The sequence below is a fragment of the Streptomyces sp. WMMB 322 genome, assembly GCF_900090145.1.
GTDB lineage: Bacteria > Actinomycetota > Actinomycetes > Streptomycetales > Streptomycetaceae > Streptomyces.
On the sequence record NZ_FMHI01000001.1, the window covers coordinates 89,726 to 105,045 of the forward strand.

13 protein-coding genes are annotated in these 15,320 nt (G+C 72.0%); 8 read left to right on the plus strand and 5 right to left on the minus strand.

All coding sequences use genetic code 11. The annotated features are described in order from the left end of the window. Positions 1-69: 69 nt before the first annotated feature. Together mshA and H180DRAFT_RS00435 are read left to right on the plus strand one after the other, a co-directional pair. Positions 70-1,452 carry a D-inositol-3-phosphate glycosyltransferase gene (mshA, locus tag H180DRAFT_RS00430; RefSeq protein WP_055484417.1) on the plus strand — a complete coding sequence of 461 codons (1,383 nt, stop codon included), beginning with the start codon at positions 70-72 and terminating at the stop codon, positions 1,450-1,452. Further along, complete coding sequence (locus H180DRAFT_RS00435) at positions 1,445-2,050, plus strand: type III secretion system chaperone family protein (RefSeq protein ID WP_079099731.1); 606 nt, start codon at positions 1,445-1,447, stop codon at positions 2,048-2,050. Before mshA ends, H180DRAFT_RS00435 begins: the two co-directional genes overlap by 8 nt. Positions 2,051-2,322: 272 nt before the next feature. Here H180DRAFT_RS00435 and H180DRAFT_RS00440 read toward each other — a convergent pair whose 3' ends face one another. Both H180DRAFT_RS00440 and H180DRAFT_RS00445 read right to left on the minus strand, forming a co-directional pair. Beyond that, entirely contained in the window at positions 2,323-2,568 is a 246-nt protein-coding gene (locus tag H180DRAFT_RS00440; RefSeq protein WP_055483953.1) for a hypothetical protein, read from the minus strand. A gap of 281 nt (positions 2,569-2,849) precedes the next feature. Beyond that, a complete protein-coding gene (locus tag H180DRAFT_RS00445) occupies positions 2,850-3,887 on the minus strand; it encodes an extracellular catalytic domain type 1 short-chain-length polyhydroxyalkanoate depolymerase (protein WP_079099732.1) in 1,038 nt (345 codons plus the stop codon). A gap of 156 nt (positions 3,888-4,043) precedes the next feature. Between H180DRAFT_RS00445 and H180DRAFT_RS00450 the strand changes: the two genes are divergently transcribed. Further along, entirely contained in the window at positions 4,044-4,844 is an 801-nt protein-coding gene (locus tag H180DRAFT_RS00450) for a 3-hydroxybutyrate dehydrogenase (RefSeq protein WP_055483954.1), read from the plus strand. A 396-nt stretch (positions 4,845-5,240) separates the two neighbouring features. Beyond that, positions 5,241-7,208, plus strand: a complete 1,968-nt coding sequence (locus tag H180DRAFT_RS00455; protein WP_055484419.1) for a helix-turn-helix domain-containing protein — start codon at positions 5,241-5,243, stop codon at positions 7,206-7,208. Here the strand turns inward: H180DRAFT_RS00455 and H180DRAFT_RS00460 are convergent. Beyond that, a complete protein-coding gene (locus H180DRAFT_RS00460; protein ID WP_079099733.1) occupies positions 7,170-8,678 on the minus strand; it encodes an MFS transporter in 1,509 nt (502 codons plus the stop codon). The two genes, H180DRAFT_RS00455 and H180DRAFT_RS00460, sit on opposite strands and share 39 nt — an antisense overlap. A 113-nt stretch (positions 8,679-8,791) precedes the next feature. Between H180DRAFT_RS00460 and H180DRAFT_RS00465 the strand changes: the two genes are divergently transcribed. Together H180DRAFT_RS00465 and H180DRAFT_RS00470 are read left to right on the plus strand one after the other, a co-directional pair. Beyond that, a complete protein-coding gene (locus H180DRAFT_RS00465) occupies positions 8,792-9,550 on the plus strand; it encodes a phosphoglyceromutase (protein ID WP_055483955.1) in 759 nt (252 codons plus the stop codon). A 127-nt stretch (positions 9,551-9,677) separates the two neighbouring features. Then, positions 9,678-10,292 (plus strand): dihydrofolate reductase family protein, encoded by a 615-nt coding sequence (locus H180DRAFT_RS00470; protein WP_055483956.1) that lies wholly within the window; start codon positions 9,678-9,680, stop codon positions 10,290-10,292. 552 nt (positions 10,293-10,844) lie between these two features. Here the strand turns inward: H180DRAFT_RS00470 and phoU are convergent. Then, a complete protein-coding gene (phoU, locus tag H180DRAFT_RS00475; protein ID WP_055483957.1) occupies positions 10,845-11,546 on the minus strand; it encodes a phosphate signaling complex protein PhoU in 702 nt (233 codons plus the stop codon). A 200-nt stretch (positions 11,547-11,746) separates the two neighbouring features. Here phoU and H180DRAFT_RS00480 point away from each other — a divergent pair, with 200 nt between their 5' ends. Together H180DRAFT_RS00480 and H180DRAFT_RS00485 are read left to right on the plus strand one after the other, a co-directional pair. Further along, positions 11,747-13,438 (plus strand): sensor histidine kinase, encoded by a 1,692-nt coding sequence (locus H180DRAFT_RS00480; RefSeq protein ID WP_079099734.1) that lies wholly within the window; start codon positions 11,747-11,749, stop codon positions 13,436-13,438. Next, positions 13,435-14,115 carry a two-component system response regulator PhoP gene (locus tag H180DRAFT_RS00485; protein ID WP_055483958.1) on the plus strand — a complete coding sequence of 227 codons (681 nt, stop codon included), beginning with the start codon at positions 13,435-13,437 and terminating at the stop codon, positions 14,113-14,115. Before H180DRAFT_RS00480 ends, H180DRAFT_RS00485 begins: the two co-directional genes overlap by 4 nt. Before the next feature lie 107 nt (positions 14,116-14,222). On the opposite strand, the gene H180DRAFT_RS00490 is transcribed toward H180DRAFT_RS00485, so the two are convergent. Next, entirely contained in the window at positions 14,223-14,912 is a 690-nt protein-coding gene (locus H180DRAFT_RS00490; RefSeq protein WP_055483959.1) for a copper chaperone PCu(A)C domain-containing protein, read from the minus strand. Positions 14,913-15,320 lie beyond the last annotated feature (408 nt).

A 15,320-nucleotide genomic window follows, 5' to 3' on the forward strand; every position in this document is an offset into this window, starting at 1 on the left:
AGAGTCCGCGGCTCCGGCGGCACCGCCGGTGTCCGCAGCGCAGGCACTCCACACGAGGAGGCATCGCCCGTGAGCCAGTACATGGCGCGGCTCGGTCAGCTCCGCTCCCTCCCCCGGGCCCGTCGGCCCGCCCAGCCGCAGCAGCAGCGCCCGTGGCTGCGGCTCGGGTCCGGCCGGCGCCCCCGCAGGGTCGCCATGCTGAGCGTGCACACCTCCCCCCTGCACCAGCCGGGGACGGGAGACGCGGGCGGCATGAACGTCTACATCGTCGAACTCGCCAAGCAGCTCGCCGCCCACGGCACCCAGGTGGAGATATTCACGCGTTCGACGGCGGCCGCCCTTCCGCCCAGCGTCGAACTGGCCCCCGGAGTCCTCGTCCGGCACATCGACGCGGGCCCGTACGAGGGCCTGGCCAAGGAGGAACTGCCCGCGCAGCTCTGCGCGTTCACCCACGGTGTGATGCAGGCGTGGGCGGGCCACCGTCCCGGGCACTACGACCTGGTGCACTCCCACTACTGGCTCTCCGGCCACGTCGGCTGGCTCGCCGCTCAGCGCTGGGGCGTTCCGCTCGTCAACGCCATGCACACCATGGCCAAGGTGAAGAACGCGGCACTGGCCGAGGGCGACGCCCCGGAACCGGCCGCCCGCGTCATCGGCGAGACGCAGATCGTGCGCGCCGCCGACAGGCTCATCGCCAACACGGCCGAGGAGGCCGGCGAACTGGTCCGGCACTACGAGGCCGACCCCGCACGCACCGCCGTCGTGCACCCGGGCGTCAACCTGGAGCGCTTCAGCCCAGCCGACGGACGCGCCGCCGCCCGTGGCCGCCTGGGACTGCCGCAGGACGCCCTGATCCCGCTCTTCGCCGGACGGATACAGCCGCTGAAGGCCCCCGAGATCCTGCTGCGTGCCGCGGCGCTGCTCGTCCAGGACGAGCCCTCACTGCGCCGGCGGCTGCTCGTCCCGGTCGTCGGCGGGCCGAGCGGCAGCGGACTGGCCAAGCCGGAGTGGCTGCACAAGCTCGCCGCGAAGCTCGGCATCTCGGACATCGTGCGGTTCCGCCCGCCGGTGGACCAGGAGGAGCTCGCGGACTGGTACCGGGCCGCCAGCGTCCTGGTGATGCCGTCCTACAGCGAGTCCTTCGGGCTGGTGGCGGTCGAGGCACAGGCCTGCGGGACGCCCGTGATCGCGGCGGCGGTGGGCGGGCTGCCGGTCGCCGTGCGGGATGAGGTGAGCGGCTTCCTCGTCGACGGCCACGACCCGCGGGACTACGCGCGGACCTTGCGGCGCTTCGTCACCGACGGGCCGGACAGCCCCGTCGAGCGCATGGGCGAGGCCGCGGCCCGGCACGCCGCCGGGTTCGGCTGGGACGCGGCAGCGGCAGGCACCCTCGAGGTCTATGCCGACGCGATGCACGACCGTCGCCGTCACCTACGATCGGCCCATGGCTGACGCGGCTGATGCGAAGGGCGCCCGTGGCACCGAGAGTGCCGGGTCCGCCGGGGAGAAGAACGGCGCCGGCGCCGCGAGGGGCCGCGGCGACGCGCCGGGCCGGGCCCGCGGTGCCGTCGAACAGGCCTTGCGCGAGGCCGGATTGGAGTGGGAGAGCCCCGCCGAGGGCACCTACGTCGTCACGCTTCCGGGCACGCGCAAACTCTCCACGACCTGCTCGCTCGCCGTCGGACGGCACTCGCTCTCCGTCAACGCCTTCGTCGTGCGCTGCCCCGACGAGAACCACGCGGCCGTGCACCGCTGGCTGCTGGAACGCAACACCCGCCTGTACGGGGTGAGTTACGCACTGGACAAGCTCGGCGACATCTATCTGGCGGGCCGGCTGCCGCTGGGCGCCGTCACCCCGGAAGAGGTGGACCGGCTGCTGGGGGCGGTGCTGGAGAACGCCGACGGCTCCTTCAACACCCTGCTGGAGATGGGCTTCGCGACGGCGATCCGCCGCGAGTACGAGTGGCGCACCTCGCGCGGCGAGTCGACGCGCAACCTGGACGCCTTCACGCATCTGACGGGAGGCACACCGGACGGCGGGAGCGGCTGACGGCCGGCACGGGCCGGGGCGAGGCCACGGCCCGGGTCCGACGTCCGCCGCCCGAGTGCGACGGAGCGCGACGGGGTCCGATGCGCGGCCGGTGAGGGTCCGGACGCGCGGTCGGTCCTTGACGGTGCGCGACAGGTGCGCAGTGATCGAGGGTCCGGAGAACCGGTGAACCGAGAACCGGAGAACCGTGAACCGGAGAAGGTGAACCGGAACCGGAGAACCAGGGAGACCGAAGACAGAGCGGCCGGGGGCGACAGAGCGGCCGGAGGCGTTCAGGACGCCACGGTGGTCTCCGGCTTCGAATCCTCCACCTCGCAGGGGAGGGGACTGCCGGTCAGATCCCCGCCGGCCGGTGCCAGGATGCGGCCCGCGTCGGCGGGCTCGTTGTGGGCCTGGGCCGCGGCACGGGCCACGGTCCTTCCCGCTTCCCTCACGACGGCCGAGGCCGAGGGTACGGCGACGAGTGAGACAGCGAGTGCGACACCGGCAGTGGTTATCGCGCGTGCGAGGTTGATCATCTGCTTCCCTTCCGCGGTTGCCTGCACGTGGATGGCGCCCGCACGACGCCGGCGCCGGATCCATCGTGCGAGGCGCGCAACCGCCGTGCCCGCCCGGGAAGCTCCGCGACCCCTGTGCGTACCTGCCGCGGAGGGCGCGGACAAGCCACAACAGGGGTGTAGGGACTCGGAGATGCGTGCTCCCCCAGAGGTGTGAGCGGGCCGGCGCGCACGGGTGCCGGGTGCCGGAGCGCGCCTTTGCACCTCCGGGGGAGCAGCCGGGAACGGGGAGGGACCTGGCGTCAGCCTCCCAGCCCCCAGTCCGCGGTGATGTGCTTGGTCGAGCAGATCTTGTCGAGGAAGTGCTGGCCTGCCTTGCCGCAGTCCTCGTCCGGCTTCACGGGCGTACCGTGCGGCATCCCGTCCACCAGGTAGCTGCGGACGACGACGTCGCCGTCCGCGTTCTCGTAGTCGGAGCGGGCGGTGCCGCCCTGCAACTCCTCGGTCGCGTCGGCCTGCTGGTCGGCGCCGAGCACGTCCGTCCACTGTTTGACGGACTCCTCGGCGTTCTTCGGGGCCACGGTCGTGTCACCCGTGCCGTGCCAGACCGACACCTGCGGCCGGGCCCCCGAGTGGTCCGGGGCGGCGTTCCTGACCAGGTCGCCCCATGCCGAGGCCGACTTGGAGACACCGGGATTCATGCAGGTGAAGGCCTCGACGACGCTGTTCGCGCACCCGTGCGGCAGGCCCGCGACTACCGCGCCGCCCTTGAAGACGTCCGGGTAGGCGGCCAGCATCGAGGCGGTCATGGCGCCGCCCGCCGAGAGGCCCGTGACGAAGACGCGTGAGGGGTCGGCGTCCAGATCCGCGACCGTCCGGTCCACCATCTGCTTGATCGACAGCGCTTCGCCCTTGCCGCGGTCGGTGTCGCCCGACTGGAACCAGTTGAAGCACTTGTTGGCGTTGTTGGCCTGTTCCTGCTGCGGTGCGACGACGGAGAAACCTCCGTCGTCCGCGGCCTTCTGCCAGCCGGCGCCCTCGAAGTACGTCGCCGCGTCCTGCGTGCAGCCGTGCAGCGCGAGAACGACGGGAGCCTTCGCGGGCAGTCCGTCCGGGGCGTAGCGGTACATGCCGAGCGCTCCTGGATTGGAGCCGAAACCGTCGACCTTCTCCAGGCCGGCCGCCGCGGCCTTCCCGTCCGCCGGTCCCGCGGAGCGCGAGGCTCCGACGGGGTCCGCCGCGAACGAGGTGCCTGAGCCGGCTGCGGCGGCGAGGCCTGCGGTGGCGAGTGCGGTCAGTGCGGTCAGCAGCAGAGCGGCTTTCGAGCGGATTGCTTTCATGGCGCTCCTTCCGTGGGGGGGGCGTCCCTTGGGGACCCGTCGACGGTAGGGGCGCGGCAACCGGCACCCGAACGTGTCGTGCGTCCAGTGGTGACCAGGTGTGAGTGTGGCGCCACCACATTGGGCGGCCGCTGCACGCGCACCTAGCGTTGCCGCATGACCGAGCAGCTGACACCCGGCCCCCACTCCGTCGTCCTCGACCTGACCGGCCGCACCGCGCTGGTCACCGGTGCCGCGAGCGGCATCGGACGGGCGTGCGCCCTCAGACTGGCGGCGGCGGGCGCGAAGGTCCGGGTCGTCGACCGTGACGCCGACGGGCTGCGGGCCCTTCAGGACGAGGACGGCGGCGGCTCGCTCCAGCCCCACCCCCTCGACCTGACCGACGCGGAGGGGCTCGACGCCGCCGAGCGTCTCGCTGCCGGCACCGACATCCTCGTCAACAACGCGGGCGCCCAACTGGTGCGCCCCATCGAGGAGTTCCCGCCCGAGGACTTCCGCAGGCTGCTAACGCTGATGCTGGAGGCCCCCTTCCGTTTCGTGCGCGGAGCGCTCCCGCAGATGTACGAGCAGGGCTGGGGCCGGATAGTGAACATCTCCTCCGTGCACGGGCTGCGCGCCTCGGCGTACAAGTCGGCCTACGTCTCCGCCAAGCACGGCCTGGAGGGCCTGTCGAAGGTCACCGCGCTGGAGGGCGCCGAGCACGGCGTCACGTCCAACTGCGTCTGCCCCGCCTACGTCCGTACGCCCCTGGTGGAACGGCAGATCACCGACCAGGCGGCGGCGCACGGCATCTCGGAGGACCGGGTCGTCTCGGAGATCCTGCTCGCCGACTCCGCGCTGAAGCGGCTGCTCGAACCGGAGGAGGTCGCCGAGGCCGTCGCCTATCTGTGCACCCGGGAGGCGTCCTTCGTCACCGGCACCTCGCTGCCCCTCGACGGCGCGTGGACCGCGCACTGACGCGCTGGCTGGGCCGCGCACTGACGCGCTGGCTGACGCGCTCGCATACGCCCGCACTGACGCGCTCGCATACGCCCGCACTGACGCGCTCGCTGAGGCGCCCACCGACGGCGGTCGCGACGTGCGGCCCGGGGCTCGGCCCGTCCCGGGCCCCGGGCAGGGTCGGGCCCCGGGCCTTCGGCCGGGTGGTGTCCCCGGGCCCTGGGGGAGAGCGGGCAGCCCGCCTGTCAGTCCGCCCGTCATCCCGCCCGGCAGTCCCGCTTCCGGGCGGCGGGCCGCCGGCCGGGCAGGCCCCGCCGGCAGCGCCCGGACCTCGCCGGCGCACCGGCCCCCGGCGTCCCGGAGGGGACCGGCGGCCACTGGCGTCACGCCACGCGCCACGGTAAGCCTGTGACCATGCCCGAAGCCCGGTCTTCCGACGCCGCCTACCTGGAACTCCTCTCGCGCCGTGCGCCCGTCGAGGCGTACGACGAACCTCTCGCGCGCGCCCGTGAGGCCGGCGCACCGGCCGCCGAGCTGGCGGCTCTGGAGAACGGCAAGCTGCTCGCGTTGCGCATCCGCGCGGAACTGGAGGGCCGGCGGCGCCGCGAGGCCGAGCTGACCGCGCTCATCGAGACCGTGCACGACCTGGCCGGACTGCGCGACCTGGACGACGTGCTGCGCGCGATCGTGCAGCGGGCCCGCTCGCTGCTGGGCACAGAGGTCGCGTACATGTCCCTCACGGACCACGAGCGCGGCGACACGTACATGCGCGTCACCGAGGGGTCCGTCTCGGCCCGCTTCCAGCAGGTGCGCCTCGGCATGGGGGAGGGGCTCGGCGGGCTCGTCGCGCAGACAGCGCGCCCTTACGTCACCGACAACTATCCGACGGACGAGCGCTTCCGGCACACCGGCCCCATCGACGCGGCCGTGGGCGAGGAGGGCCTGATCGCCATCCTCGGCGTGCCGCTGCTGCTCGGCGGACGCGACGTCATCGGCGTCCTCTACGCGGCCGACCGCCGCGCGCGAGTCTTCGAACGTGAACAGATCGCCCTGCTCGGCTCGTTCGCCGCCCACGCCGCCGTCGCGATCGACAACGCACGGCTGCTCTCCGAGACCCGCGACGCGATGGCCGAACTGGAGAGCGCCAACGAGACGATCGAGCGCGCCAGCGACGTCCACGACAGGCTCACCGAACTCGTGCTGCGCGGCGGCGATGTGACGGACGTGGCCGCCGCGGTCTCCGAAGTCCTCGAGGGACGCGTCGAGTTCGTCGAGCCGTCCGCCGCGTCGGCCCATCCCTCGGTGGAACGCTCCCGAAGCGCCGGACACGCCATGCGGGACGGAGACACCTGGGTGACCGCCGTCACCGCCGGCGGCGAACTCCTGGGCGCGCTCGTGCTGCACGGCCATCCCCTGCTCGACCCCGTCGACCAGCGCACCTTCGAACGCGCCGCCATGGTCACGTCCCTGCTGCTGCTGGCACGCCGATCGGCGGGCGAGGCCGAGCAGCGCGTACGCGGCGAACTCCTCGACGACCTTCTCGACTCCACGCGGCACGACCCGCGCCTGCTGCGCGACCGCGCGGCACGGCTGCACGCGGACCTCGACACGCCGCACGTACTTCTCAGCGCACGGCTCGAAGGTCCTACCGGAGGGCCTTCCGGAGGTCATTCCGAAAAGTCTTCCGAAGGGCCGTCCGGAGGGCCCTCCGCCGGGGCCTCCGGACGCGTGGGCCCGGCGGAGCGGGAGGAGAGCCTCGGCCGGCAGCGTCTGTGGGCCGCCGCCTCCCATCTGGCCGCCACCCGGCACGGGCTGGCCGCCGCCAGGGACGGCGGGATCGTGCTGTTGCTGCCGCTGCGCGCCGACGGCACGCCGTCCCGCACCGCCGGCGAGATCGCCGCCGAACTCGGGCACTCCGCGGGCGCACCCGTCACCGTCGGCGCCTCGGCGCCCGTGGCCGCGCCCGCCGCCGAGTCCGGAGCCGTCGCCGCGGCCTACCCCGAGGCGCGACGCTGCGTGGACGCGCTGCGGCTGCTCGGACGCACCGGAGAGGGCGCGGCAGCCGAGGACTTCGGCTTCATCGGCATGCTGCTCACCGACAGCCGCGACGTCGGCAGCTTCGTACGCCGCACGCTCGGGCCCGTACTGGACTACGACGCACGCCGCGGCACCGACCTGGTGGCCACCATGGACGCCTACTTCGCGTGCGGGATGAGCCCGGCACGCGCCAAGGACGAACTCCACGTCCACGTGAACACCGTCGCCCAGCGCCTGGAGCGTGTGGCCAGGCTGCTGGGCGACGACTGGCAGTCCCCGGAGCGCGCCCTCGAGACGCAGCTCGCGCTACGGCTGCACAGGCTCGCGGGAGCGGTCGGAGGATGACCCGTCCGCGGACGCGGGGCCGGATGCGCCGCCGTCGCCGACGGCGGCGTCCTGGCCGATCTTCGTCAGGTCCAGTCGGCTGGTCTCCTTCGCACACGCGATCGCGATGACGGTGAGCAGCGCGGCAGCGATCACGTACAGCGCGATCGGCGTCGAGCTGCCGAAGTCCGCCAGCAGCGCGGTGGCGATCAGCGGCGCCGGCGCACCCGCCGCCAGCGACGAGAACTGCGCGCCGATCGACGCACCGGAGTAGCGCACCCTCGTGGCGAACAGCTCCGAGAAGAAGGCCGCCTGCGGCGCGTACATCGCACCGTGCAGGACCAGCCCGACCATCACCGCGAGCACCATCGAACCGAAGCTCTTGGTGTTGAGCAGCTCGAAGAACGGGAAGACCCACAGGCCGATGCCGACCGCTCCGATCAGATAGACCGGGCGGCGTCCGAGCTTGTCGGAGAGCGCACCCCACGCGGGGATCACGGCGAAGTGCACCGCGGAGGCGATCAGCACGGCGTTGAGCGCCGTCTGCTGGGAGAGGCCGAGCTCCTTCGTCGCGTAGACGAGGATGAACGCGGTGATGACGTAGAAGGAGATGTTCTCCGCCATCCGCGCGCCCATCGCGATGAGCACGTCCCTCCAGTGGTAGCGCAGCACCGCGACCAGCGGCATCTTCTCCGCCTGCTCGTCCCCGCCGGTCATCGCGGACTCGGCCTTGCGCGCCTCGGCGCGGGCCCGGGCCTCCTTGAAGACCGGCGTCTCGTCGACGGCGAGCCGGATCCACATGCCGACGCCGACCAGCACGGCCGAGAGCAGGAACGGCACCCGCCAGCCCCAGCTCAGGAACGCCTCCTCCGACAGCAGTGCCGTCAGCACAGCAAGCACGGCCACGCCCAGCAACTGGCCCGCGGGTGCGCCCGTCTGCGGCCAGGAGGCCCAGAAGCCGCGGCGCTTGGCGTCCCCGTGCTCGGAGACCAGCAGCACCGCGCCGCCCCATTCGCCGCCCAGGGCGAACCCCTGGATGAGGCGCAGCACCGTCAGCAGTACGGGCGCGAGCGATCCGATCGCGGCGTGCGTGGGCAGCAGCCCGATCGCGAACGTCGCCCCGCCCATCATCATCAGGCTGAGCACGAGCAGCTTCTTGCGGCCGATCCGGTCGCCGTAGTGCCCGAAGACGAGCGCTCCGATGGGCCGGGCCGCGAAGCCGACGGCGAGAGTGAGGAAGGCCAGCAGCGTGCCGACCAGCGGGTCGGAGCTGGGAAAGAAGAGCTTGTCGAAGACCAGGGCTGCGGCCGAACCGTAGAGAAAGAAGTCGTACCACTCGATCGTCGTGCCGACGAGGCTGGCGGCGACGACGCGCCGCAGCGACGCTGAGGGCGGCGTGGACGATGAGGACGACGGTGCCGGCGACTCCGGCGACGGGGACGCCTGGGGTGGCGTCGGACTCTTGTCAGCTGCGGGGTTCTCGGGGTTCATGGCGTGACCGTAGGGACGAACCGGCTGTCGACACATGTGCGCGGGGGCCACACCGCAGTCAACGGATATCTCCTCCGAACACACCACCGGACACACCCAGTAGGGTGCTCCGCATGGCCGACGCACCGTACAAGCTGATCCTCCTCCGGCACGGAGAGAGCGAGTGGAACGCGAAGAACCTGTTCACCGGCTGGGTGGACGTGAACCTTACCGAGAAGGGCGAGAAGGAGGCGGTCCGCGGCGGCGAGTTGATCAAGGACGCCGGGCTGCTCCCCGACGTGCTGCACACCTCCGTGCAGAAGCGGGCCATCCGCACCGCACAGCTCGCACTGGAGTCCGCCGACCGGCTCTGGATCCCGGTCCGCCGCTCCTGGCGGCTCAACGAGCGGCACTACGGTGCCCTCCAGGGCAAGGACAAGGCACAGGTGCGTGAGGAGTTCGGCGAGGAGCAGTTCATGCTCTGGCGCCGCTCGTACGACACCCCGCCGCCCGAACTGCCCGACGGCGCCGAGTACTCGCAGAGCGACGACCCGCGCTACGCCGGCGTCCCGAGCGAACTGCGCCCCCGCACCGAGTGCCTCAAGGACGTCGTCGGACGGATGCTGCCGTACTGGTTCGACGGCATCATCCCGGACCTCCTCGCGGGCCACACCGTCCTGGTCGCGGCGCACGGCAACTCCCTGCGCGCCCTCGTGAAGCACCTCGACGGCATCTCCGACGAGGAGATCGCGGGCCTGAACATCCCCACGGGAATCCCGCTCAGCTACGAGCTGGACGCCGACTTCCACCCGGTGAAGCGTGGCGGCACGTACCTCGACCCGGAGGCGGCGAAGGCCGCGATCGAGGCCGTGAAGAACCAGGGCAAGAAGTAGAACTGCGGAACGAAAGGGCTCCCGCTCGCGCTTGCGCGGGCAGGGGCCCTTTTTTCTCAGGGGTCTTGCTTGCGCGCCGCCGTGCGGCGGGCGATGAGTCCGGCCGGCGGCCCGGGTCTGCCCCGGCATGACTCGAATCGTTGCCGACATCTCCGTCTCCCTCGACGGCTTCGTCACCGGGCCCCGCCCCGGACCGGACAACGGTCTGGGCGACGCCGGCGAGGCCCTGCACACCTGGGCGTTCTCCGACGACCCCGAGGACCGCCGGATCCTGCGTGAGTCGACCGCCCGCTCGGGCGCCGTCGTCCTCGGCCGCCGGCTCTTCGACGTGGTCGACGGCCCGCACGGGTGGGACGACACATCCGGGTACGGCGCCGGCGAGGTGGGCAAGCCCGCGTTCGTGGTCGTGACGAGCTCGCCACCGGAGTCGGTGCGGCTCACCGACCTCGACTGGACGTTCGTCACCACCGGACTGGCCGACGCCGTGAGCGCCGCCCGCGAGCGCGCCGAGGCAGCGTCGTCGCAGGCCGGCAGGGACCTCGACGTCTTCCTCATGGGCGGCGGCGCCACAGTCGGATCGGCCCTCGACGCCGGACTGGCCGACGTGTTGTCGCTGCACCTCGCGCCCGTCGTGCTGGGTGCCGGGACGCCGCTGTTCACCGGCGGAGCGCAGCGCACGCTGGTGCAGCGGAGCGTGACCCCGACATCGACCGCGACGCACCTGATCTACGACGTCGTCTGACGAGGGCGTTGCCGAAGCTCGCGTTGCGGAACCTCACCGACTTCCGGTTCCCGAATCTTCCGCGCCCGGTCATCGGCAAGCACCTCCCCGGAGCGCAAGCTGAGGGCCCTGCCCCGTCGAACCGGGCAGGGCCCTCAGCGGCTCGGACCGCCCGGGCCGCGGTGCAGCCGCCTGCGGCAGACCTCTGTCAGCCGCAGCAACCGCCGCACTGACACGGGCCGCCGGACTGACATCCGCACCCGCAGCCCGGACCGCAACCGCACGCCCCCAGTACGTGCAGGGACGGCCGCTCGTCCGCCCGCGCCATGGGCAGGGCCGGATCGCTGTGCTCAGCCACGACTTCCTCCTTCTCCTCCCCGGACTACTCCCCACCCTCCGGCCCGGACCACGGGCGCACAAAGGGCGCGTAGTTGCACGAGAAGGGTGACGGCGGCCCGTCGGCGGCGTCCCCGTCCCGGCCGCCGGTGGCCGCACCGAACGTCGAGCGGTACGTCGCGCCCCCGGACGCGCGAACCGCATGCGGCCGTCGCCGGGCCCGCGGCAGTCCCGCGCTCAGGCGTCCTCGACCGGGGCGGTGCCGTCACCGGCGGCAGCGGCCGCCGGGTCGAGCTCGTGCGCGTAGTCGCCGGTGACCAGATAGACCACGCGACGGGCCACCGAGACCGCGTGGTCCGCGAAGCGCTCGTAGTAGCGGCCGAGCAGCGTCACGTCGACGGCCGTCTCGATCCCGTGCTGCCAGCGGTCGTCCATCAGGTGCTGGAAGAGCGTGCGGTGCAGGTCGTCCATCGCGTCGTCGTCGTGCTCCAGCTGCAGAGCCAGGTCGACGTCCTTCGTGATGATCACCTCCGCGGCCTTCGCCATCAGCCGCTGCGCCAGCTGCCCCATCTCCAGCAGCGTCGCCTGCAGATCACCCGGCACGGGGGAGTCGGGGAACCGCAGGCGGGTGACCTTCGCCACGTGCTGCGCCAGGTCGCCGGCGCGTTCCAGGTCGGCGCTCATCCGCAGCGACGTGACGACTATCCGCAGGTCCGTCGCGACGGGCTGCTGCCGCGCCAGCAGCTGGATGGCTCGGTTCTCCAGGTCGTGCTGGATGGCGTCGACCTTCTCGTCCCCGGCGATGACGCTTTCGGCCAGCTTCAGATCGGCGTCCAGCATCGCCGTCGTGGCGCGGCCGATCGCAGAGCCGACGAACCGGGCCATGTCGACCAGGCTGTCGCTGATCGAGTCCAGCTCCTCGTGGTACGCGTCACGCATGGCTGTCCTTCCCTCGCATGTTCTCTCGACAGAGGTGCCCGCAGGGCCGGCCTCAGGTTCCCACGCTCCGTCCGGAATGCGTCTGTCGCCGACCTCCGCGGTGAACCGGTCACGACCTCAAGGTGAACTCTGGGAGACGAGTGTTCGAGGTCTCCCGCTTCCCCTGGGGCGGTGCCGACGAGCGCGCATAGCCTTGAGGCATGGACGTGAACGCGGCGGTCGCCGCAGCGGCGGCGATCGCCGGAGTAATGACCGGCGTGATCGCGATGCTGGCGTTCCGCTGGAGCGAGCGCGACCAGGCCCGCCCCACGCGCTCCTCGCTGCACACCGAGGCCGTACTGCCGCCCGGTGTGGACACCGTGCTCTCCGTGCTGCGCTCATCCGCCGTAGTGCTGGACGAGTCGGACGAGGTGGTCAAGGCGAGCTCCGCGGCGTATGCCCTGGGGCTCGTGCGGGGCGGCCGGCTGGCCGTCGAGCCGATGCTGAAGATGGCGCACGAGACGAGGCGGGACGGCGAGATACGGCAGGTCGACCTGGACCTCCCCCGGCGCGGCACGGGCCGGGGCGAGGCCCTCGCCGTGTCCGCCCGCGTGGCTCCCCTCGGCTCCCGGCTCGTGATGCTGCTGGTCGAGGACATGACGGAGGCCCGCCGCATAGAGGCCGTGCGCCGCGACTTCGTGGCGAACGTCAGCCATGAGCTGAAGACCCCGGTCGGCGCGCTGTCCCTGCTCTCCGAGGCGGTGCTGGACGCGGCGGACGACCCCGAGGCGGTCGAGCGCTTCGCCGGGCGCATGCAGTACGAGGCGACGCGGCTGACGAGCCTCGTCCAGGAGCTCATCGACCTCTCCCGCGTCCAGAACGACGACCCGCTGGGCGATGCCGAGCAGGTCGGCGTGGACGAGCTGGTGGACGAGGCGATCGACCGCTGCCGCCAGTCGGCGAGCAGCAAGCAGATCGCCCTCGTCGCGGGCCGGTCGGGCGGCGGCGGTGCGGGCACGGCCACGAGCGGCAGCGCGGAGGACGGGCTCCACGTGTGGGGCAACCGCAGCCAGCTCGCGGCCGCCCTCGGCAACCTCGTCGAGAACGCGGTGAACTACTCGCCCGCCCGCACCCGCGTCGGCATCGCGGGCCGCCGGGTTGCGGCGCCCGGCGGGGACTTCATCGAGATATCGGTCAGCGACCAGGGCATCGGCATCTCCGAGCGGGACAAGGAGCGGGTCTTCGAGCGGTTCTACCGCGTGGACCCGGCCCGCTCGCGCGCCACCGGCGGCACCGGCCTGGGACTGGCCATCGTCAAGCACGTGGCCGCGTCGCACGGCGGCGAGGTCACCGTGTGGAGCGCCGAAGGACAGGGCTCCACGTTCACGCTCCGGCTTCCGGAGGGCGGCCCCGGACGGAGCCGTGCGGAGTCGCGGAAGAGCGGCAGCGCCCGTCCGCCGGAGGATGTCGACGAGGAGCCGGACGACTTCGACGACGCGGACGACCCCCTGGACGAGGGCGGCCGGAACGGCGGAGCCGATCGGGCGGGACAGCCCGTCCCGGGCGACCCGGACGGCCGATCCGACCCGCACGGTTCCGCGGACGGACCGGATGCCGCCGCACCCGACGAGCCCGACAAGCCTGACAACCCTGCCGAGACCTCCGGGGTCGCGGCCCCTGAGGGGCAACGGCACTTCCGCGGCTCCTCCGGTCCCGCGGGTCTTCGGAGGGAACCGTCACCGGCTGCCTCCGCCGCCCCCGCGGCTCCTTCCGCTTCTTCTTCCCCCACTTCGTCCCCTCCCTCCTATTCCTCTCCCTCCCCTTCTTCCTCTTCCCGTCCCTCCCCATCTCTTTTCACAACGCCGCGCGGGCTGCCGCGCGCCCCTGAGACCGCCCCGGAGGTCCTCCCGTGACCCGAGTGCTCGTCGTCGAGGACGAGGAATCGTTCAGCGACGCACTGTCGTACATGCTGCGCAAGGAAGGTTTCGAAGTCGCCGTCGCCTCCACCGGCCCCGACGGGCTGGACGAGTTCGAACGCAACGGAGCCGACCTGGTACTGCTCGACCTGATGCTGCCGGGCCTGCCCGGCACCGAGGTGTGCCGCCAGCTCCGCGGCCGCTCGAACGTCCCGGTGATCATGGTCACCGCGAAGGACAGCGAGATCGACAAGGTCGTCGGCCTTGAGATAGGAGCCGACGACTACGTCACCAAACCCTTCTCGTCACGCGAACTCGTCGCGCGCGTACGGGCCGTGCTGCGCCGTCAGGGCGAACCCGAGGAGGTCACGCCCGCGGCCCTCGAGGCCGGCCCGGTGCGCATGGACGTGGACAGGCACGTCGTCACCGTCGACGGCAGCAAGATCGATCTGCCGCTGAAGGAGTTCGACCTCCTCGAGATGCTGCTGCGCAACGCCGGCAGGGTGCTCACGCGGATGCAGCTGATCGACCGGGTCTGGGGCGCCGACTACGTGGGGGACACCAAGACCCTCGACGTCCACGTCAAGCGCCTCCGCGCCAAGATCGAGCCCGACCCGGGCGTCCCCCGCTTCCTGGTGACCGTGCGGGGCCTGGGCTACAAGTTCGAGCCGTAGACACCGGGGACACCACCACGAGCACACCACGAGCACACCATGAGCGAGGCCCCGCCCGTACGGGCGGGGCCTCGCTCATGGTGTGCGGCGGCGGGTGGCGCGGACGCTCAGTGCTCCGCGGCCTGCCCCTCGGCCTCCTGCTCGGCTCCGGCCGCGTCGTCGTCGCCGGCGGCCGGCGGCTCGGACTGCCCGGCCTCCTCCGAGGCGCCCTCGGACGGTGAGGACTCCGACCCGGGCGCCGAAGGCGAACCGGAAGGCGTGCCCGGGGAGGTGCTGGGGGACGGTGCGACCGTCGGGCCGAACTTCGCGTAGTCGCCGTGAGCCGGCACGACCGTGGCACGCAGCGAGATCTTGCCCGTACGGCTCAGGTCGAAGGACACCGGCTGTGCGTTGCCGTCCCGCACGGCACTCGAACCGGAGGCGGGCAGCACGGCCGAGGCGTTGTCCTTGCCGCCGAGTGCGAGCGAACCGCCTGCCGGCACCGTGAGCTTCCTCTCGCCCTTCGCCGGCTCCAGCTTCACGCGGGCACCGGCGCCCTGGACCGTGATGGCCGCGAGGGTCTCGTCCTTGGAACCCTCGTTGAAGATGCGGGCCGTCACGGCAGAGGGGCCCTCCCCCTCGTCGGGCGTGACGATGTTGACGTTCTGGATCTTGATGGAGCCCTCGGAGGTCGCGGCGTTGTCCGGCTTGATCTCCAGCGTCTGAGCGTCGTTCCCCGCGGCGCATGCGGACAGTGTCACGACGGCGAGCGTGAGGGCTGTGGCGGCAAGGGTGCCGCGTCGAATGCTGCTGCTCACGGCGGCGGCAACTCCTGGGCGAGCTATGGCGGCCGAACTACGGGACGGTCGCGGGCGGATACGTCGATCTGTGGCGCCGCTCAGATTACCGAGGCCTTCCCGCGGCCCCGCACCCGGCCCTCGTGCCGCGCGCCGTTCGGGCCCGTGCGTACGCGGGAGTGCGCGGCGTCCGCACACCGGGGGAGGACCTTTCCGGGGAAAGAATGCGAACGCCCTGTGAATTGATCAGCGGAACTGCTGATCAATTCTTGGGAAAGTCCGGGAAGAGGTGAAGAGAGCCGAACGGGCGACGACTTACAGTCGGACAAAACGGACGGCTGACCCTTTCTGAAGCACCCTCTTCAGGTGTGTCCGCTGTGTTTCGGTGTGCGTTCAGAAGTGCCCCGACCTGCGAATACCTGTTCCAGA